Annotated in this window: 18 protein-coding genes; 13 read left to right on the top strand and 5 right to left on the bottom strand. The window is 34.4% G+C overall.

All coding sequences use genetic code 11. The annotated features are described in order from the left end of the window. Window positions 1–58 precede the first annotated feature (58 nt). Complete coding sequence (gene manA / locus ACKJXD_RS06520) at window positions 59–1,246, bottom strand: mannose-6-phosphate isomerase, class I (protein ID WP_430875866.1); 1,188 nt, start codon at window positions 1,244–1,246, stop codon at window positions 59–61. A gap of 421 nt (window positions 1,247–1,667) precedes the next feature. Between manA and prfA the strand changes: the two genes are divergently transcribed. The 5 genes from prfA (at window position 1,668) to ACKJXD_RS06495 (ending at window position 9,081) form a co-directional block, all read left to right on the top strand. Continuing rightward, entirely contained in the window at window positions 1,668–2,753 is a 1,086-nt protein-coding gene (gene prfA, locus ACKJXD_RS06515; protein WP_220216919.1) for a peptide chain release factor 1, read from the top strand. Beyond that, window positions 2,750–3,586 (top strand): peptide chain release factor N(5)-glutamine methyltransferase, encoded by an 837-nt coding sequence (prmC, locus tag ACKJXD_RS06510; protein WP_430875865.1) that lies wholly within the window; start codon window positions 2,750–2,752, stop codon window positions 3,584–3,586. The genes prfA and prmC overlap by 4 nt, the downstream gene beginning before the upstream one ends. A 17-nt stretch (window positions 3,587–3,603) precedes the next feature. Beyond that, a complete protein-coding gene (gene kdsA, locus ACKJXD_RS06505) occupies window positions 3,604–4,458 on the top strand; it encodes a 3-deoxy-8-phosphooctulonate synthase (RefSeq protein ID WP_305054569.1) in 855 nt (284 codons plus the stop codon). Window positions 4,459–4,972: 514 nt separating this feature from the next. After that, window positions 4,973–6,388 (top strand): OprD family outer membrane porin, encoded by a 1,416-nt coding sequence (locus tag ACKJXD_RS06500; protein ID WP_430875864.1) that lies wholly within the window; start codon window positions 4,973–4,975, stop codon window positions 6,386–6,388. Between the two features lie 11 nt (window positions 6,389–6,399). After that, window positions 6,400–9,081: a beta-N-acetylhexosaminidase gene (locus ACKJXD_RS06495; RefSeq protein ID WP_430875863.1), complete on the top strand. Its 2,682-nt coding sequence runs from the start codon at window positions 6,400–6,402 to the stop codon at window positions 9,079–9,081. Window positions 9,082–9,155: 74 nt separating this feature from the next. On the opposite strand, the gene rraB is transcribed toward ACKJXD_RS06495, so the two are convergent. Continuing rightward, window positions 9,156–9,554 (bottom strand): ribonuclease E inhibitor RraB, encoded by a 399-nt coding sequence (rraB, locus tag ACKJXD_RS06490; protein WP_220216924.1) that lies wholly within the window; start codon window positions 9,552–9,554, stop codon window positions 9,156–9,158. A gap of 70 nt (window positions 9,555–9,624) precedes the next feature. Between rraB and rnm the strand changes: the two genes are divergently transcribed. The 6 genes from rnm to ACKJXD_RS06460 all read left to right on the top strand — a co-directional run bounded on the left by rnm (window position 9,625) and on the right by ACKJXD_RS06460 (window position 15,289). Continuing rightward, the gene (gene rnm / locus ACKJXD_RS06485; protein WP_220216925.1) at window positions 9,625–10,461 is read left to right on the top strand and encodes an RNase RNM; all 837 of its coding nucleotides are present in this window, start codon (window positions 9,625–9,627) and stop codon (window positions 10,459–10,461) included. Window positions 10,462–10,566: 105 nt separating this feature from the next. Further along, on the top strand, window positions 10,567–11,187 hold the full coding sequence (locus ACKJXD_RS06480; protein WP_220216926.1) for an L-threonylcarbamoyladenylate synthase: 621 nt from the start codon (window positions 10,567–10,569) through the stop codon (window positions 11,185–11,187). Window positions 11,188–11,454: 267 nt separating this feature from the next. Next, a complete protein-coding gene (gene rluB / locus ACKJXD_RS06475) occupies window positions 11,455–12,339 on the top strand; it encodes a 23S rRNA pseudouridine(2605) synthase RluB (RefSeq protein ID WP_220216927.1) in 885 nt (294 codons plus the stop codon). 242 nt (window positions 12,340–12,581) lie between these two features. Beyond that, on the top strand, window positions 12,582–13,985 hold the full coding sequence (locus ACKJXD_RS06470) for a hypothetical protein (protein ID WP_430875862.1): 1,404 nt from the start codon (window positions 12,582–12,584) through the stop codon (window positions 13,983–13,985). Between the two features lie 17 nt (window positions 13,986–14,002). Continuing rightward, complete coding sequence (locus ACKJXD_RS06465; RefSeq protein ID WP_220217280.1) at window positions 14,003–15,028, top strand: SPFH domain-containing protein; 1,026 nt, start codon at window positions 14,003–14,005, stop codon at window positions 15,026–15,028. A 15-nt stretch (window positions 15,029–15,043) separates the two neighbouring features. Further along, window positions 15,044–15,289, top strand: coding sequence for a hypothetical protein (locus ACKJXD_RS06460; RefSeq protein ID WP_430875861.1), 246 nt, complete (start codon window positions 15,044–15,046; stop codon window positions 15,287–15,289). 62 nt (window positions 15,290–15,351) lie between these two features. Here ACKJXD_RS06460 and pgm read toward each other — a convergent pair whose 3' ends face one another. Together pgm and ACKJXD_RS06450 are read right to left on the bottom strand one after the other, a co-directional pair. Next, window positions 15,352–16,989, bottom strand: coding sequence for a phosphoglucomutase (alpha-D-glucose-1,6-bisphosphate-dependent) (pgm, locus tag ACKJXD_RS06455; RefSeq protein WP_220216930.1), 1,638 nt, complete (start codon window positions 16,987–16,989; stop codon window positions 15,352–15,354). Between the two features lie 85 nt (window positions 16,990–17,074). Continuing rightward, window positions 17,075–17,584 (bottom strand): hypothetical protein, encoded by a 510-nt coding sequence (locus tag ACKJXD_RS06450; protein WP_220216931.1) that lies wholly within the window; start codon window positions 17,582–17,584, stop codon window positions 17,075–17,077. A gap of 396 nt (window positions 17,585–17,980) precedes the next feature. Between ACKJXD_RS06450 and ACKJXD_RS06445 the strand changes: the two genes are divergently transcribed. Together ACKJXD_RS06445 and gloA are read left to right on the top strand one after the other, a co-directional pair. Then, on the top strand, window positions 17,981–18,481 hold the full coding sequence (locus tag ACKJXD_RS06445) for a glycine zipper 2TM domain-containing protein (RefSeq protein WP_220216932.1): 501 nt from the start codon (window positions 17,981–17,983) through the stop codon (window positions 18,479–18,481). 228 nt (window positions 18,482–18,709) lie between these two features. Then, window positions 18,710–19,117, top strand: coding sequence for a lactoylglutathione lyase (gloA, locus tag ACKJXD_RS06440; RefSeq protein WP_255556848.1), 408 nt, complete (start codon window positions 18,710–18,712; stop codon window positions 19,115–19,117). A gap of 97 nt (window positions 19,118–19,214) precedes the next feature. Here gloA and gmk read toward each other — a convergent pair whose 3' ends face one another. Beyond that, on the bottom strand, window positions 19,215–19,847 hold the full coding sequence (gene gmk, locus ACKJXD_RS06435) for a guanylate kinase (protein WP_363317404.1): 633 nt from the start codon (window positions 19,845–19,847) through the stop codon (window positions 19,215–19,217). Between the last annotated feature and the right edge of the window lie 177 nt (window positions 19,848–20,024).

The following is a 20,024-nucleotide window of genomic DNA, read 5'->3' as shown; positions in this document are numbered from 1 at the left end:
CAATCTTTAGTCTTTTTATCTATCTTAAACTTTTGCCGTCAATCATTGACGGCTTTTTTTAATCACTCACTTTTGCAAAACAGCCTTCTCCACAATAATGGTAATATTTGGCATCATACGCAATAAACACTGATTCACCTTTGTTTAAAGTAAGTACTTCATTTTTTGTTGTCAAAGTAACTGAGCCATTCATACAAAATAGGATTTGGGGGCTGCTGACTTGTTCTTTTCTTAATGAAAGATCACTTTGAATGATTTCAAATTTAAAATCATCAACGGGAACAGGAAAATCAATTTTATTATGGTCAATTATCGGATTAGTTAGCAGTTCATTCGCATCAATACTACTAAAGTATGTATTCTCTATTAATGCGTCAATATCAATAAACTTATGGGTTAAACCGGCTCTTAAAACATTATCTGAATTTGCCATCACTTCAAACCCCGTCCCCGATAAATAACAATGCGGTGTTTGGGCGTGTAAAAACATTGCTTGCGTTGGCTTAAGTTCAATCACATTTAAAATGAGTGGCATAAATAAACCAATATCTTCAGGATAATCTTTTACCAGTGTATGAATGGTTAAATAAGGTTCTTGATTTAAAGGTTTAGTACAGGCTAACAATTGACGAATAGCTTGTAATTTTTGGTCTGGTGAAAGATTTAACAAAAATTGGAAAAAGTGTTTAAGTTGCTTTGGATTAAGATCGTTGTGTAATTGTACCAATTCATGCTTAAAGATAGGAATATTGATTTGCGTAAAAAATGCCAATATTTCTTCAATTGGTCGAAATGAGTTCATGGCTTTAAAGGGGGTGAGTGCATACAATAATTCGGGTTTATGATTGGGATCCTTAAAATTTCGGTAAGGAGAATGAAGATCAATGCCTAATTGATTTTCCTTTTCAAATCCCTTTTGAGCATCAGCTTTAGTGGGATGTACCTGAATTGAAAGCGGTTTACGTGCTGCCAGCACTTTGAATAAATAGGGAAGCGTGCCAAAAAGTTGATAAGTGTTTTTACCCAATGTCTGTAGTGGATTTTGACAAATAAGCTCATTAAGTCTGATTTTTTCGCCATTTACGCCGATGACTTTTGAACACCCTAACGGGTGAATACCCATCCATATTTCTGCCATGGGCTTTTGGCTTGGGTTTTTAATATCAAATAGGGTTGTGATACTATCGATACTTCCCCAGTCATAATCTTTAATACAATTTTCAAGTTTCCATATCGTTTGCTTCATATTATCATCCTTTAAGAGAGTGAATGTGACGCAAGCAAAGGCAATTAAGCTTATTTATACCCTACAGAAGATGTAATTTAGCAGTACTGCATGTTTATTGAAGATATAATTTAATTAATCTTAATTACACTTAATCTGATCTTAAAACTGTTTGTTAAACATTTTGATTAACTTTTAACGACGATTATTATTCGACCTAATCATAGTAACGGCTGAAATTATTTTTTTAAATATCCAAATATCATTTTTGTGAAATGAATAACAGTTTTTGATAGTTGTGTTCATAAATAAAATCATTAGATATTTCACCGCATTACATATACTTCAATTGATGAACCGGTACGGAAACTGTATTTTAAAGACGATTAAGTATATAATGCCCCGCAAATTCATTTATTCACGATTAGAAATAGACTTTTATATGAAACCCTCAATTATCAGTAAGTTAGAAACTCTACAAGAACGTTATGAAGAGGTTCAAGCGTTATTGTCTGATGCATCGGTGATTGCCGATCAAAATCGATTCCGTACTCTTTCTAAAGAATATGCGCAATTAACGGGTGTGGTGAAATGTTTTACAAGTTGGAAGCAAACGCAAGAAGATATTGAAACTGCTAAAATGATGCTTGCCGATCCTGAAATGAGTGAAATGGCTCAAGAAGAGTTAAACGAAGCTTTAAACCGTATCGATGAGCAAGAAAAGCAGTTACAAGTTTTATTACTACCTAAAGATCCAAATGATGATTATAACTGCTTTGTTGAAGTCCGAGCAGGAACCGGTGGCGATGAAGCAGCAATCTTTGCTGGTGATCTGGCAAGAATGTATACCAGATATGCAGAATCCCGTCATTGGCGAGTTGAGATTATGAGTGCCAATGATGGTGAACATGGTGGCTATAAAGAAGTCATTATGTTAGTCAGTGGTGACGGCGTTTATGGTAACTTGAAATTTGAATCAGGTGGTCATCGAGTTCAGCGTGTTCCAGAAACAGAATCGCAAGGTCGTATTCATACCTCAGCATGTACGGTTGCGGTGTTACCTGAAATTCCTGAAGCAGAAATGCCAGAGATCAATCCAGCTGACTTAAAAATTGATACTTATCGTTCATCAGGTGCAGGTGGTCAGCACGTTAATACTACCGATTCGGCTATTCGTATTACCCATATTCCAACAGGAATTGTTGTAGAATGCCAAGATGAACGTTCTCAACATAAAAATAAAGCTAAAGCGATGTCAGTTTTAGCAGCACGAATTCAAGACGCAGAAACCCGAAAACGTCAACAAGAAGAGGCATCAACCAGACGTAACCTTTTAGGTACTGGGGATCGTTCAGACCGCATTCGAACCTATAACTATCCACAAGGTCGGGTGACGGATCATCGCATTAATTTAACCATATATCGTTTAGATGAAGTCATGGAAGGCAAGTTAGAAATGTTAATTGATCCAATTATACAAGAATATCAAGCAGATCAACTTGCTGCTTTATCGGAACAAGATGAATGACTTATTTAGAATGGCTAAAGCATGCATCTTTAATATTATCTGAAAGTGAAAGCCCTAAACGTGACGCTGAAATTTTATTGAGTTTTGTTACTCGCAAAACACGCACTTTTATTATGGCTTTTAGTGAAACAGAGTTAACCAGTGATGAAATTACGGCTTTAGACGAACAATTAGATCGTCGCAAAGCGGGTGAGCCGATTGCCTACATAACCGGTGAAAAAGAGTTTTGGTCTTTAAAATTTAATGTATCAGACTGCACATTAATTCCCAGACCAGATACTGAAAAGTTGGTTGAGTTGGGATTAGAGTATTTACCCAAAATACCTTGTGAAGTCCTGGATCTTGGTACCGGTACGGGAGCTATTGCTATAGCCATGGCAACAGAACGTCAGGATTGTCTTTTTACCGCAGTGGAGAAAAATCGAGAAGCACTTATTCTCGCTCAGCAAAATGCGACACAGATAGGCGTTAACAATGTTTATTTTTTGCAAGGTGATTGGTATAAGCCATTGAAAACACGCCAATTTTCTATGATAACTGCTAATCCTCCTTATATTGAAGCAACAGATATTCACTTATCCCAAGGTGATGTTCGTTATGAACCAAGAAGTGCGCTAGTCTCTGAAGATGACGGTCTTGCTGATATAAAAGTCATTGTTAAAGGCGCAACCAAGCATTTAATTCAATATGGTTGGTTGTTAATTGAACATGGCTGGAAACAAGGGCCAGCGGTACAAACAATATTTAAACAACACGGATTTCAATTAGTTGAAACCTTCACAGACTATAGTGGCAATGATCGAGTGACTCTTGGTCGTTGGTTTAAACCTTAATTAGGAAATATTTTATGATGAAGCAAAAACAAGTAAAAGTTAGGGATATCACTGTCGCTAATGATCTCCCATTTGTATTATTCGGTGGTATGAATGTTCTTGAATCTCGTGATCTAGCAATGAAAATTTGTGAACATTACGTGACAGTGACAGATAAACTCAATATTCCTTACATTTTTAAAGCTTCGTTTGATAAAGCTAATCGTTCTTCAGTTCACTCATATCGAGGGCCAGGATTAGAAGAAGGTATGAAGATCTTTCAAGAGCTTAAACAACAGTTTGGCGTGAAAATTATTACCGATGTTCACACCGAAGCACAGTGCCAACCTGTTGCCGACGTGGTTGACGTTATCCAGTTACCTGCGTTCTTAGCCAGACAAACGGATTTGGTTGTTGCAATGGCAAAAACCGGTGCAGTAATTAACGTAAAAAAACCACAGTTTGTAAGCCCTGGGCAGATGGGTAATATTGTTGAAAAGTTTGAAGAAGCTGGTAATGATCAAATTATTCTTTGTGATCGTGGTAGCTGTTTTGGTTATGATAATCTAGTGGTTGATATGCTTGGTTTTAACATCATGAAAAAAGCTAGTCATGGCTCACCCGTTATTTTTGATGTTACTCATGCTTTGCAATGTCGTGATCCTATGGGAGCCGCATCTGGTGGTCGACGTGGGCAAGTGACCGAACTTGCTCGAGCTGGTATGGCTGTTGGTCTAGCAGGGTTATTTTTGGAATCACACCCTGATCCAAGTCATGCAAAATGTGATGGACCTTCAGCTCTTCCATTAGCTAAACTTGAACCTTTCTTAAAACAGATGAAGGCAATTGATGAGCTAGTAAAAAGTTTTGAGGAAATTAATACCGAAAATTGATACTAGTTTATTAATTTTAATCAGTAAATTAAATATATCATCGTTATTGGTACTGTGTTTTCTAAAAGAGAAATTTTTCAATTTCTCTTTTTTCTTTCTTCCCTTCTTATACTTTGATGCCTAACAATTTAACCCATTTAATCAATGACACATCACAATAAGTGAATCGATTACATGGATTTTTTACACTCTTCATCTTCTCTTATTTTTTAAAATAAAAAAAGTTGTGATATTTATCCAAAAATTAGAAAAAAAAAGGGCTATTTTGGTGATTCCGATCACGATTTAACAACATTTAATTTGCTAACCAAAATATGTTTATGCATTATGAAATTACCTTTTAAAGGTTTTTTTAAATTAATTTATTAAATTTAATCAGATTTTTTTATTGTAGATAGACATTAATTTTATCGTTTTTAATTGATTTTAGGCATAAAAATGATTTTCAAATCCATGTAAGAGAAGTGCCAACTAATCTTATCGTGATTAAAAAAGTCATTTCAAGGAAGCAGATATGAATTTTTATAATCCTTTATTTACCAATCGTTCGCTAAATTGTATCACAAAGCTAATACTGTCATGCTCCATTTTAGTCTGTGCTGTGCCAGCACAAGCTGATAATATTCAACCTTTTTTTGATGATGCTTCATTAACCGGTAATGTCTTTTTTTGGAATCGTGATCGAGAAAGAAAGGATATCACTCAACATAAATATGAAAAAAACCTAAGACATACTTCTTTCAACACTAATTTAGATTTCAATTCAGGTTATATTGCGGATATGTTTGCTATTGAACTTGGCGGATACGGAGCTTGGGAAGTGAGTAACGGCGGTAATGGTCATCCTAATGAAATCGGTTTTAGTGGCGCCAATAATCGTTGGGATGAAAATTGGAAAAAAGATGTCAGTGGTCTAAGTTTTTATAAGGCTCAGCTAAATTTTAAACTCGATAAGCTATTATGGTTAAAAGCGGGATATATTCAACCATCAGGACAAACACTGCTTGCCCCGCACTGGAGCTTTTTACCTGGCACTTATCGAGGCGTTGAGTTTGGAACAACGTTTGATTTTGACTCAGCAGGGATGTTATCCATGTCCTATATGTGGGCTGATAAATATAAAGCTCCGTGGTATAAACGACTTTATGAATTTAGACAGTGGCAAAAAGGGAAAAAAATCGATTATTTACATTCTGCTGGTTTGAAGTATGACTTTAAAAATAATTTAGTGCTAGAAACTGCGTTTGGTCAATCGCACAATTATATGAATCAATTTTTTGGTAAAGCATCTTATAAAATGAATGTATTTGATAATCCGCTAACTTTAAGTTATCAATTTTATGGTGCTAAAGACCAATCCCATAAAGGTGCTAAAGTTTATGATGGTTTAGCATGGTTACAAGCGGCAACATTAGGTTATCAGATGGGGCCAGTAGGTCTACGACTTGAAGGTGTTGCTGTCAAAGCAGAAGGCGAACAAGGATTCTTTTTACAACGAATGACGCCGGATTATGCGTCATCAAATGGTCGCTTAGATGTATGGTGGAATTCACGTTCAGACTTTAATGCCAATGGTGAAAAAGCCTTATTTGCAGAAGTAACTTATGATTTAAGTCATCTTTCCCCTTATTTTAACGGGTGGAAAACGGGCGCTTCTTATGCTTATGGGTGGGATGCTAAACCAAGTACGAATAAACTTTTTAACCAAAAGACTCGATTAATTGAATCAGCTTATAATTTCGATTTAGGTTATACAGTACAGCAGGGTTTTGCTAAAAACACCTCTTTCCAGTTACATTATACCAAATATAATAACCACTCAAAAATACCAAGCTGGAGCGAAGGTTATGGTAATATCTTCCAAGATGAACGAGATATCAAATTTATTGTTACTGTTCCATTCACAATATTCAATGCAAAACAAAAATAGGTAAAAAAATAATGAAAAAGCTTAAAACTGCAATACTTGCAACCTCGATAGCCTCTTTATTAAGTGTAGGCGTAACACAATCAGCTTATGCTAATCAAAAGACAGTTGATTTAATGAGTGCTCAACTTAATGTTAAATATACTGTTAATGATAATCAGGCAAATGATCATGGTATCAATTGTGCTGCTTTGGGTGCGGATTGGGCTGCATGTAATAAAGTGACCATCTCGTTAACAAATAATGGTTCAGCAATCAAAGATAAAGATTGGGCAATTTATTTTAGTAGTATTCGTATGATTTTGTCCGTTGACAATGATCAGTTTAAAATCACTCATCTTACTGGGGATCTTCATAAAATAGAACCAACGGATAAATTTACCGGATTTCCTGCCAAAGGCACTATCAATATTCCAATTATTGGTGAATATTGGATCGTAAGCGAAAGTGATATTATGCCACGTTGGTATGTAACATCGACCAATGCAAAGCCTAAAATTATTGCAAATACTAATACTGATTCTGATAATTTATCGGTTTTTGTGTCACCAATTAATCAACAATGGAAAAGAACGGCTGATGACCATAACATTTTAATGACGACTGTTAATCGTTTTCAATATAACGCCGATATTGAAACATTATCAGCAGATTCTTTACGTGGACAAATTTTACCGACGCCAAAACAATTATCAGTCGGTAAAGAAGATATTAAGTTTGATGCTAAAGGTGTCAATTTAGTACTTAATGGTTTAAATCAAGATAGCTTAGCCGTTTTAAAAAATGAGTTTAAAACGTTAAATATCCCGGTTACAGAACAAGGTTTTAACATACAAGCATCAATTGATCCTCAAAAGTTTGAACAAGGGCAAGCCGGTGCTTATCAACTTGATATTACCAAAGATAAAGCAACCATTTACGCTTTTGATGAAAGTGGTATTTTTTATGCAATTCAATCTCTATTATCGACGGTTTCTGTCGATCATTCGAATTCAGTTCCTACTCTTAGTGTCGTTGATTCTCCAAGATTTGAATATCGTGGTGTGATGCTTGATATCGGACGTAATTTCAAATCCAAACAAGCGATTTTACGTTTATTAGATCAAATGGCTAAATATAAAATGAATAAATTCCATTTTCATTTAAGCGATGATGAAGGTTGGCGAATTGAGATTCCGGGGTTACCAGAACTCACCGAAATTGGTAGTAAACGTTGTCATGATCTTACTGAAGAGACTTGTTTACTACCTCAATTGGGATCGGGGCCTGAAAGTAATACAACCGGATCTGGTTATTTAACTCGTCAAGACTATATTGAAATTATTAAATATGCAAAAGCAAGGTTCATCGAAGTCATTCCGGAAATTGATATGCCTGCACATGCTAGAGCCGCTATTGTTTCTATGGAGGCACGTTATAAACGCTTAATGAAAGAAGGGAAGGAGCAACAAGCTAATGAGTTTCGCTTAGTGGATCCAACTGATACATCTAATACCACAACTGTTCAGTTTTATAATCGTATGAGTTATTTGAATCCTTGTCTCGACTCATCTCAACGATTTGTTACTAAAATTATGGATGAAATGGCAAAAATGCATGTTGAAGCTGGACAACCGCTCACGACTTGGCATTTTGGCGGTGATGAAGCAAAAAATATTCGTTTAGGCACAGGTTACCAAGATTTAAAAAGTAAAGATAAAGTTGCTTTTAAAGGTCTTATTGATCAAAGTCATGAAGATCATCCATGGGCTAAATCAAAAGCCTGTCAAAGTTTTGTATCTAAAGGGGTAGTTGAAAATATTGAACATTTGCCTAGCTATTTTGCTGAGCAGGTCAGCACCATAATTAAAGATCATGGTATTAACCATATGCAAGCTTGGCAGGATGGTATGAAACATGCTGAGAGTGCTAAATCTTTTGCTGTAGATAAAGTGACAGTAAATTTCTGGGATACACTTTATTGGGGCGGATTTGATTCAGTCAATGAGTGGACAAATAAAGGTTATCAAGTCATTGTCTCTAATCCGGATTATGTGTATTTAGATATGCCATACGAAGTTAATCCAAAAGAAAGCGGTTATTATTGGGCAACACGTTATAATGATGAGCGCAAAATTTTTAGTTTTGCACCGAATAATTTACCTCAAAATGCGGAAACATCTTTAGATCGTGATGGCAATCCGTTTACGGCGAAAGGTACGTTAAATTGGCCCGGAGCTTATGGATTGTCTGCTCAAATTTGGACTGAGGACATTCGAACAGATGATAAGATGGAATATATGACTTTTCCTCGCTTATTAGCCATTGCAGAACGGGCTTGGCATCAGGCAGATTGGGAGATCGACTATCAAAAAGATCGTGAATTCATACAAGGTAAAACACACTATGTGGATCAACAAAAATTGCGTCAAGATTGGGTGCGTTTTGCTAACTTAGTTGGTCAACGAGAATTAGCAAAATTAGATTTAACGGGAATTGATTATCGTTTACCAATTCCAGGTGCTAAAATTGAAAATAATCAACTTATGGCTAATATTGTCTTCCCTGGCTTAATCATTGAATACTCAATTGATAATGGTAAAAATTGGCATCGATATACCGATCCTGTCACCATTAAAAACGATGATACGGTATTGGTACGTAGTTTATCAGCTGATTTGAAAAGAGTGAGTCGTGTTGAACAAGTAAACGAATAACTAACTAATTTACCATTTTTATCCAAGTATTCTTGGATAAAAATGGAAATGGATTGATTTAGAATGTTTAGAATTTAATGTAGAGTTTCATTGTCAAAGACACTTTCGTCTAAAATATCATCACTCCCATCTTCAAAATAAGTACCCCAACCGTCATAATTCACCTTAAATTGATGCGCCAACGTCATAATTTGGGCAATCTGTGCATTGATTAAATCAGCACTGAGAGGGCTTTCAGCGATGATATCAAAACCAATAATAACATTGCCAAAATCATCAACATCTTCATCGGGATCTGTTGCTTCATAACCTAATTTATAGGCTTCAACTGCAACTTTTTCAAGTTTATCAAAGTTTTCTGATGAAATATGATGTTCAATTAAATACATCGCATGGGGATCACTACCATCTTCTAAAAGTTCATCAATAATTGATTGAGTATCTTGTTGGGCAAGTAGAATTTGATCTTTCATAATATACCTTTTAGTGGTCACGCAAATTGTGTGGTATATTACACGTTTAAAAATAATTTTCGAGAAAAAAGTGATCGTAGATTTGCATTCTCATACTATTGCCTCTGATGGTGTCCTATCACCCAGCGAGCTGGTTAAACGTGCTATCGATAACCAAATTGACATATTAGCGATAACGGATCATGATACCGTAAAAGGATTACCAGAGGCACAAAAGTTGATCAAGGATGAAAGTCTGCCGATTAGGCTGATTAATGGTGTTGAAATATCGACTGTTTGGAAAAATAATGAAATTCATATTGTTGGCTTAAACATTGATATTGAAAATCAACAATTGTTGGACTTACTTGTTGCACAAGAACAAGGGCGGATAGATCGTGCAATGGCAATCAGCCATAAATTGGTCAAGTTACATATTGATAACGCTTATGAACAAGCAAAGGTGTTTGCTAAAGGGGATATTGTTTCTCGTGCACACTTTGCCCGATTTCTCGTTGATCAAGGTTTAGTCAAAGATGTGAAAACGGCATTTAAAAAATATCTTGGAAAAAGTGGATATGCTTATGTGCCCGCAAAATGGTGTAGTATTGAAGAAGCGATAACAGCTATTCATGCAGCAGGTGGACTTGCGGTATTAGCACATCCGACTCGATATGATTTAACTGGTACTAAATTGAAATTATTAATAAATGATTTCAAGACTTGGGGCGGTGATGCCATTGAAGTTTCGCAAAGCCGACAAACACAAGATGACTTACAGCGATTAGCTAAATTAGCCAACGAATTTGAACTGCTTGCCTCGCAAGGTTCTGATTTTCATGATTTGGTTAACTATTTAGATTTAGGTAAAACGACCCCTTTGCCAACTAGTGTAACGCCAATTTGGCATAATTGGATACTAGATTAATATGGACTAAAATTGCTTTAAGTTAACATGCTATCAATCTTGTCTGATAGTAAAACTGACATTGTAAAAAGTGTTTTAAAATTAATATTAATATAGAAGATCATTATGAGCCAAACTTTTTATATACATCCTGACAATCCTCAAAATCGATTATTAGAGCAAATCGTAAAAATCCTGAATGATGGTGGGGTTATCGCCTTTCCTACTGATTCTGGTTATTCACTTGGTTGCTTACTTGATAATAAAAATGGTGTTGATCGTATTTGTAAAATACGTCAGCTTGATAAATATCACAATTTTACGTTGATGTGTCGAGATTTATCGGAGTTATCCTCTTATGCAATGGTCGATAACATCACATTTCGTCTGCTCAAAAATAACACTCCTGGTAAATACGTTTTTATTTTACCTGCAAGTAAAGAAGTGCCTCGTCGCTTGATGAATGAAAAACGGAAAACCATAGGATTACGTATTCCGGATAATAAAATTGATTTAGCTTTACTTGATTTATTAGGTCAGCCATTAATGACCACAACGTTAATTTTGCCAAATGAAGATGAAGCACAATCTGATCCTGATGAAATTGAGGATAAAATTGGACACCAACTTGATGCGGTTGTTCATGGTGGTTATATCGGTCAGCAACCAACAACCGTTATTGATTTAACAAATGATTACCCTGATGTTATTCGTAGAGGTAGTGGGGATATTAAGCCTTTTGAATAATGATCAAACATGTTGAAAATGATTCATGAGTTCATATTGTTAAATATAATGATTGAATCCTTCAGTATGCAATTTTATTGATGATTGAAATGACTCGGTCAATGAATGCTTTAGCTTGGTAATCAATCTTAATGTAAGTTTCACGTTTAATTACCATTGACAATGAGAACTTCAATTATGATACGTGTGTAATAGCACGAAAAGTCGTCGTTTTTTAACGAATATACAAATGTTTAATCTGATACCTGTGAAGGTAGCGAGGAAAATATGAAAAAAGTAAATGACAATACTGAAAAGTTGCAAAAAGTGTTAGCTAATTTAGGTAATGGTTCACGTCGTGAAATTGAGGCAATGATTGCCGCAGGCAAAATTAGCGTTGACGGTAAAATTGCAACATTAGGTGATAGGGTTGATGTGAATGCTAACCCTAAAATTCGAATTAATGGACACTTGGTTCAGCTAAGAAGTAAAGAAAAAACGGTTTGTCGTGTGTTAGCTTATTACAAACCCGAGGGGGAAATCTGTTCCCGTAACGATCCACAAGGACGAGCAACAGTTTTTGCTCGTTTACCGCGTTTAAAAAATGCTCGCTGGATCAATATTGGTCGATTGGATATTAATACTTCTGGTTTACTTCTTTTTACCACAGATGGTGAATTGGCTAATCGATTAATGCATCCTCGTCATGAAATAGAACGTGAATATGCGGTACGTGTTTTTGGAAATGTGACTGATCAGCAAGTTAATCAATTACGAAAAGGAGTACAACTTGAAGATGGTCCAGCTTCTTTTAAATCTGTTAAAGCGCAAGGTGGCGATGGTTTAAATCAGTGGTTTAATGTCGTCATAACTGAAGGGCGTAACCGTGAAGTGCGTAGAATGTGGGAAGCAATTGATGTACAAGTAAGCCGTTTGCTGCGTATTCGTTATGGTAATATAACCTTACCTAAAGGTTTATCACGAGGAACTTGGATGGAGTTAAGTCTTGACTCGGTTAATTATCTACGTGATATTGTCGGATTAGCAAAAGAATCCAAATCATTCATTGATGCCAAAACAGATAAACGTAGTTTCAGACCCAAAAGAACTAAACTCAACAACTTGTCAAAATCATCAAGACAAGCTACAGCTAAAAAGCCAACACGAATCTAAAAACTAAATCACATCCTCAATAAAAACAGATCAATTTATTGGGGAGTGATGACATCTATCCAATTTTTCTCACATAGACAGTAAAGCAATTTCATAAAACACACTAATTAAGTAAATTAAGTTAATCTTGATTTACAATTTATTCAGCCTCTAAATGACAATTTAGATGTTATTATTAATTTTAAATATTTATAATGTTTTCACTTATATAACATGAAATTAACGAATATAACTAAAGTAAAATGACTTCAAATATATTAACCATCAAATGTCCACAATGTGGAAGTATCAAGCATATCTCATTAGGTAATGAAAAATATAAATGTGAAGGGTGTGGAGCTGTTTATTTTGTCGATAAAAAAGATATTCATATTTTTCATCATCAACAATCTCAACAATCCCAACAACCAAATATGGTGCAACCTAATAAAACCATAATCTGGGGAGTGATTGCTTTTTCCTGTGTCGTGTTTTTACTCGTCATGATTGAATCATTCATAGATGGAAATAATTCTAATAGCAAAGGTAGTGTTGTTGGACACAGTAGCTATAGTTCAACCAATAACAATCGTCCAAAACCAACCCAAGAGGCGATAACCAAAGAATGGTCTAATAATATTATCGATATGTACGTATTTAAAGGAAAACCTTATTTGATTTTCAAAACTGAATTAAGCTTATCTAAAAGAGCATCACGCAGCCAATATCAACATTTTATAAGAATTTACGATATCGAAGCAAATAAGATTGTTGGTCAGTTTGAGTTGCCAACTGATAAAAAAGACCCTTTTTCAAGACCTCATCCTTATGAATTAGTAAAATGGGAAGACGATGACTTTATGCTGCTTATTGATAATCAAAAATTATATCAATTAAATAAATACAATAATACGTTTGAATCTGTTAATAAGGAATTGTTTTCAAAACAAGCTGAGTTTTCTTCAGGATTAGCAGAAATCAAATTTGTCAGCGAAGATTACGGTAGTGGTTTATATGTGTACACCAATAAAGGTAAACATTTCTATTATTACCCAAAGATTGATAAAATTTACAATGATAGTGAATATTACAAAGCAAGAAGTGGGCAAACACCATTGCCGTCCAATTTTTCTGTACGCACTGGTTTTAGTTTTAGTACAAAAAGTAATGATTATCCAGATGAAATTCCGAGATTAATAAGATATGAATATCAGTTCTTACCTGGTTATCCACGAGAAGATGTAGGGTTTAAATGGACAAATGTTTACTATACCAAACAAAATCAGGCTATTGTTGTTATAGACAATAATACGCCTTATGAAAAAATTCTATTGGAACCATGGCGAAAGAAAGCATCCAGGACGTTAAAATATCTAGATTTTACCCCAGATCGTGTTTATTTCTTCCCACGAATACTCGATTATAATGCTGATTCAGTATTAATTGGTTTCTCTACCTCACCTGTCAACAAAGATAAGTATATTATTCAATTGTTGGATGCAAAAACAGGAGATATTCGTTGGAGTTATAATTTTCCTTTGGAATACTATAAACTTGGTGCAAAAATTTTGGATAATCGTATTATTTTGAGGACAGAAAATAAATTTATTCTATTAGATTCTGATGGTAAACAAAATTCAATTTCAGATATAAAAACTTTAGAGTAATAAGGAATAATATCATTATGTTAAATATTTTTAGAAAACAATTAGCTTCTGTCATTGAATGGAATGACAATTCACCCAATATATTATGGTATCAATTCCCGGCTACCAATAATAACCAAATTATCAATGCCAGTAAGCTTATTGTTGCCCCTGGGCAAGGTGCAGTATTGGTATATGAAGGTAAAATAGCCGATGTCATCGAAGATGCTGGTATTTATAACTTAAAAACTGATAACCACCCATTTATTACAACGATGTTAAAAATAAGACAATCTTTTAAAAGTGAGCACAAGCTTTATATCTACTTTTTCAGAAAAAACGATATCGTTAATCAAGGGTGGGGTACAGCATCACCCATCAAATATTTAGAACCTGAATATCAGTTTCCAATTCAACTAAAAATGAATGGTAATTATTCTTTTTCAATCAGTAATATTGCACAATTCTATCAACAAATTATTGGTCAACGAAATCAATATACCATTCAAGAAGCGAAAGAATTAATTTCAAATCGTATTATTCAAGAAATAACCAGTAAACTTGCCCAGATGCAGTACGGTTATTTACAAATAGATTCAAAATTAATCGAACTATCTGAAAATGTTAAACAAGAGTTAATTAATGAATTTGTTAAATTAGGCTTAACTTTGTCGGATTTTCGTATTTTGGGATCTCAATTCGATGATGAAACAGATAGTAGAATTGCGAAAATAGCTAATATTTCAGCAGATGCAACAGCAGCAAGCAAAGCAAATTTAAGTTATGCTGAAATGGAAAAATTACAAGCTATGCGTGATGCAGCTAAAAATGAAGGTGGTATAGCAGGTTTAGGTGCGCAATTTGTTGCAGGCGCTGAATTATCCAAAATCTACACTCAACATGTAGCCGATACAGTGCATAAACAAAATATGTTTGATACTCAGACAGTTGACACAGAAGATACCTACACCAAGTTAACAAAATTAAAACAACTGTTAGATATCGGAGCTATTACTCAAGTTGAGTATGATGCGAAGAAAAAAGAATATGTTGATAAGCTTTAATTAAGGAATAACAGAATGAAAACATTTTTAGCTGGTCTTTTTATTGCTATTATTTTTACCTTTTCTGTAGGTTTAATATTATTAATATGGAATATTGATATATTTCAATATGTTGATATGAAGAAAATTTTGTTGACTATGGTAACCATCATGGTGAGTTCTATCATACTATGTCTTGTATGGGCGCTACTATTCAATAAAAATCAATATCGATATGATAAAAATGCAGGTAATGTGGCGCAACCCCGAAAAATAAAATAATAAAATTTTATTTGATTTTATCACAATTAAAAGCCGACATAACGTCGGCTTTTTTGTTTCAATTACTTAATGGCATTAGCAACAATTTGTTGTGCTTCCTCTTGAAGTAAGGCTAAATGTTGATTGCTGATAAAACTTTCCGCATAAATTTTATAAGCATCTTCAGTGCCAGAAGGCCGGGCTGCAAACCAGCCATTTTCAGTGATAACTTTCAATCCACCAATAGGAGCATGATTAGCGGGTGCCGTGGTTAAACATTGAGTAATTTTTTCACCTGCAAGCTGATCAGTAGTCAATTGGCTTGCATCAAGTTTGGCTAGTTTTTGTTTCTCAGCAAATGATGCTGGCGCCTGAATTCTGCCATAATAAGAAACGCCAAATTTATCTTCAAGTTGTTGATATTGTTCTTGTGGGTTTTTGCCTATTTTGGCGGTCATTTCCGCTGCCAATAAACATAAAATAATGCCATCTTTATCGGTTGACCAAACTTTACCATTTGTTCGTAAAAATGATGCACCTGCACTTTCTTCACCAGCAAAACCTAATTGACCATGATAAAGTCCTTGGGCATACCATTTAAAACCGACAGGGTATTCTAAAAATTTTCGGTTTAGGCTGTTCGCAACGCGATCTATCATTGAACTTGTCACCAGTGTTTTGCCAATGGCAACATCTTTATGCCACTCTGGACGGTGCTGAAATAAATAATTTACACAAGCTGAAAGATAAGCATTTGGATTCATTAATCCTTTTGGTGTGACAATACCATGACGATCAAAATCGGTGTCATTACCAAAGGCTAAATCAAATTTGTCTTTTAAATTTAACAACCCATCCATTGCCCAGCGACTAGAACAATCCATTCTAATCACTTCATCGTGATCTAAATGCATAAAACTAAAGGTAGGATCAATTTTGTTATTTACAATATCAAGATTAAGACCATACTTTTCAGCAATTCGAGGCCAATAAGAAATACCGGCTCCGCCTAATGGATCAACACCAATTTTAAGTGAAGAAGATTTAATCAGTGCAAGATCAAGAATATTTTCCAGATCGTTAATATAATCAGTTTCGTATTCTTTAGTATGAATAAAATCGGAATGGATGGCTTTTTCCAATGTCACTCTTTTCACACCGTCTAATTGATGTTTAAGTAATTCATTTGCCCGATTTTCAATTTGTTTGGTAATATCAGTATCCGCAGGCCCACCATTTGTTGGATTATATTTAATTCCACCATCTTCAGGGGGATTATGGGAAGGGGTAATCACGATACCATCAGCAAGTTGTGATTTTTTATCTTGGTTATACGTTAGAATTGCATGTGAAATAACCGGAGTAGGGGTATACCCCCAATCATGCGCTATAACAACTGTTTGTTCGTTAGCAACGAACACTTCAAGTACTGATTTAAGCGCTAATTCAGATAAAGCGTGGGTATCTTGACCGATAAAACAAGGCCCCGTTATGTGATTTGCTTTACGGTATTCGGCAATGGCTTGAGCGATTGCGAGTATATGGGCTTCATTGAACGTGCCTTTGTTTGAACTTCCTCGATGTCCAGATGTCCCAAAAATGACTAATTGACTAGCATTGTCTGTATCAGGTTTAATTTGGTAATAATTATTTTGTAAAGTTTCCACATTGATTAGATCAGATGGTTTAGCTAATAATCCTGCTCTGCTAGGGGTTGCCATTCTTTACTCCTCTTTCATAATTACTTTAAATCATTTGCTAACAGTTACAGCACAACATTTCTAATTAACGTGTAACTATTGATTTTTAATTTGTTGAAGACGAAAAAACATTTTTAACTTGATTTATCGTTGCTTCTGATATGCCCATATCACTCATAATAGATTCGATAATATAAATTTTTCTTGCCGTGTTGGTATTACTAATCACCCAATAAGGTGTACCAATAATCTCACGAGGTTTTGTATTCTTGCCGGAAGTTTCTAATGATTTTTTATCTTTGGCTAAATATTGTCTTTTGCTACCATGTAGCGAAGTTGCCGCAATGGCGAAAAGTGCAGGGTTGTAATTGTAAAGTGCTGCTAATAGTAGCAAAAAACGACTAATAATTGATTTTTCGCTGGTGAAACTATCACTAGTGAATAGATCACTAAATATTGAATTATGACTTTCAACATCAACTTTTGAAGTTGAATTAGATGAACTTGTATTCAGTTTTAACAAGCGTCTAAGAATACTTGAGGCATCTTCACCTATATGTTTGGTTTGCCCTGCAATAAATTTGTATAACTGTTCGTCAATTTCGATAGTTTTCATTATGTTATTCATGCCCATATAGATTATTTACCCAACACTTTATAAAGTAATAATGTTAAGTAATGAATGATTTAGTTGTGCTCTTATCAAAACAATTATGCCTTAGCAAAAACGATTAATTGAATGATTGTCTCATATCTAAATTTTAGGTTACTGATTTGTATCAAGACAAGCTAATATCATATCTGATAATGCATTTTGAAAAAATAACCGTTTCATATAATAATTGTATGTCCAATAAACTATTGGACTGAGTATACTCTAACTTTCTCGTAAATTATATTATCTATTGATAAAATATTGAAAAAAATGTTGTTGTTATTGTAAAAGAATATTATGCTAGTATATATTACAAATAGAAGTTAATCTTCAAAAAATATATATGGGGAATTTAATATGAAAAAAATCATCACTGCATCTATTTTAATTGCGCTTCTTTCAGGCTGTAGTAATAGTGATATTTATTCTGGTGATGTATATACTACGGATCAAGCAAAACAAGTTCAAAAAGTGAGTTATGGTACAGTTTTATCTGTAAGAGCAGTAAAAATCCAAGCGAATACATCAAATGGTAAAAATGAAAACATAGTGGGTTCAATAGGTGGTGCTGTTCTTGGTGGCGTTTTAGGTAATACCATCGGTGACGGATCGGGTCGAGTACTAGCTGCTGCAACAGGTGCTATTGGTGGCGCAATTTTAGGTAGCGCTATTGAAAATAAAGCTAATCAAGCTGATGCAGTTGAACTTGAAATCCAGCAAGAAAAAGGCGGTAATATCGTTATCGTGCAAAAAGGTTCAGCAAAAGAATTTTTTACTGGTCAACATGTTAAATTAGTTACTAACGGAAATAGAATTAGTGCAGCACCTCGTTACACTAAAGTTGCAAATAGTAATTAATATAATTCAATTATTACATTAAGTTAGTTTAAATAGGGTTTGGCTGAAAACAAAGTTTTAGCTAAGCCCTATTTTGTTTTTAAAAATATGCAGTATTAAAAACATATACGCTTTAAACATCAATAAATTATTCCGAATTAATTCTTAAAGTTACTAAATATATTGCATGTGATGCTAACTTATAAACTCTATCAAGATTCATTTGTTAAAAAAAGGAAAACAGAAGCAATGCGTATTTTACATACAATGATTCGAGTAGGTGACTTACAACGTTCAATCGATTTTTATACTCGTGTTATGGGAATGAAGGTTTTAAGAACGAGTGAAAATACAGAATATCAATATTCCCTGGCTTTTGTTGGTTATGGTGATGAGTCTGTTAGTTCTGTTATCGAATTAACTTACAACTGGGGAACAACAACTTATGATCACGGCAATGCATTTGGTCATATTGCTATAGGTGTTGATGATGTCGCAAAAATGTGTGACGAAGTGAGACAAGCTGGTGGTAAGGTTACACGTGAAGCAGGCCCTGTGAAAGGTGGAACAACGATTATTGCTTTCGTTGAAGATCCCGATGGATACAAATTAGAGCTTATTCAAAATGATCAGGCTGATAAAGCTTTAGGTAATTAACTTTTTTATTGATGAACATCGCCAACTATATTGGCGATGTATTATTGCATTTGTCAGTTTGGTATTAATTACGACGCTTTACTTCTGAAAAATTTAACTATTTGTTATTCTTCTTTAGAAGATTATCAAATAACGTATGATGAATCACTTCTTGCTTTCTACGCTCTAAACTTGCTGAGGTTATGATTGAAGTTAATGCATTTAATGATGTATCAAAATCATCATTGATAATCACATAATCATATTCATTATAATGCGAGATTTCAGCTTGTGCTTTTGCCATTCTTTTGCCAATAACTTCTTCATTGTCTTGTCCCCGTTTAATTAAACGATTTTCAAGTTCAGTTAATGAAGGGGGAAGAATGAAAATACTTTTTGATTGTGGCATTTTATCTCTGACTTGTTGAGCACCTTGCCAATCAATATCTAAAAATACGTTAACTCCTTGTAATAGGCTCTGTTCAATCTCTGCTTTTGAGGTACCATAATAATGGTCAAAAACGTGAGCGTATTCTACAAAAGCTTGGTCACTGATTAATGACTCAAAATGATTATGATCAACAAAATAATAATCTTCACCATGTTGCTCTCCTGGTCTTGGAGATCGAGTAGTGTGAGAAATCGAAACTTTTGCTGGATGATGATTTTTTTGGGCTAAATAGGCTCGAATTAAGCTTGATTTACCCGCACCACTTGGCGCAGAAATAATAAACAGTGTTCCAATAAACATATTTACTTTATCACTTTTCATATAAATCTTATTTGATTGTGTTAAAAGTCATTAGAATTATTATATCAAATTTATGCACCATATGTGTGAAGGTATCACATTTATCTTAATGAAAAGTTAATTGATGATCTTTTATTTACTTTTGTGAAATTAATTAGCCCACAAATTAAAATTAAT

This window comes from Gilliamella sp. G0441 (assembly GCF_050589305.1).
Lineage (GTDB): Bacteria > Pseudomonadota > Gammaproteobacteria > Enterobacterales > Orbaceae > Gilliamella.
This window is presented reverse-complemented; position numbering and strand designations above follow the sequence as displayed.

Coding starts and splice junctions, on each gene's coding strand:
- manA (WP_430875866.1), bottom strand. CDS start 1,246: ATGAAGCAAACGATATGGAAACTTGAAAATTGTATTAAAGATTATGAC.
- prfA (WP_220216919.1), top strand. CDS start 1,668: ATGAAACCCTCAATTATCAGTAAGTTAGAAACTCTACAAGAACGTTAT.
- prmC (WP_430875865.1), top strand. CDS start 2,750: ATGACTTATTTAGAATGGCTAAAGCATGCATCTTTAATATTATCTGAA.
- kdsA (WP_305054569.1), top strand. CDS start 3,604: ATGAAGCAAAAACAAGTAAAAGTTAGGGATATCACTGTCGCTAATGAT.
- ACKJXD_RS06500 (WP_430875864.1), top strand. CDS start 4,973: ATGAATTTTTATAATCCTTTATTTACCAATCGTTCGCTAAATTGTATC.
- ACKJXD_RS06495 (WP_430875863.1), top strand. CDS start 6,400: ATGAAAAAGCTTAAAACTGCAATACTTGCAACCTCGATAGCCTCTTTA.
- rraB (WP_220216924.1), bottom strand. CDS start 9,554: ATGAAAGATCAAATTCTACTTGCCCAACAAGATACTCAATCAATTATT.
- ACKJXD_RS06480 (WP_220216926.1), top strand. CDS start 10,567: ATGAGCCAAACTTTTTATATACATCCTGACAATCCTCAAAATCGATTA.
- rluB (WP_220216927.1), top strand. CDS start 11,455: ATGAAAAAAGTAAATGACAATACTGAAAAGTTGCAAAAAGTGTTAGCT.
- ACKJXD_RS06470 (WP_430875862.1), top strand. CDS start 12,582: ATGACTTCAAATATATTAACCATCAAATGTCCACAATGTGGAAGTATC.
- ACKJXD_RS06465 (WP_220217280.1), top strand. CDS start 14,003: ATGTTAAATATTTTTAGAAAACAATTAGCTTCTGTCATTGAATGGAAT.
- ACKJXD_RS06460 (WP_430875861.1), top strand. CDS start 15,044: ATGAAAACATTTTTAGCTGGTCTTTTTATTGCTATTATTTTTACCTTT.
- pgm (WP_220216930.1), bottom strand. CDS start 16,989: ATGGCAACCCCTAGCAGAGCAGGATTATTAGCTAAACCATCTGATCTA.
- ACKJXD_RS06450 (WP_220216931.1), bottom strand. CDS start 17,584: ATGAAAACTATCGAAATTGACGAACAGTTATACAAATTTATTGCAGGG.
- ACKJXD_RS06445 (WP_220216932.1), top strand. CDS start 17,981: ATGAAAAAAATCATCACTGCATCTATTTTAATTGCGCTTCTTTCAGGC.
- gloA (WP_255556848.1), top strand. CDS start 18,710: ATGCGTATTTTACATACAATGATTCGAGTAGGTGACTTACAACGTTCA.
- gmk (WP_363317404.1), bottom strand. CDS start 19,847: ATGTTTATTGGAACACTGTTTATTATTTCTGCGCCAAGTGGTGCGGGT.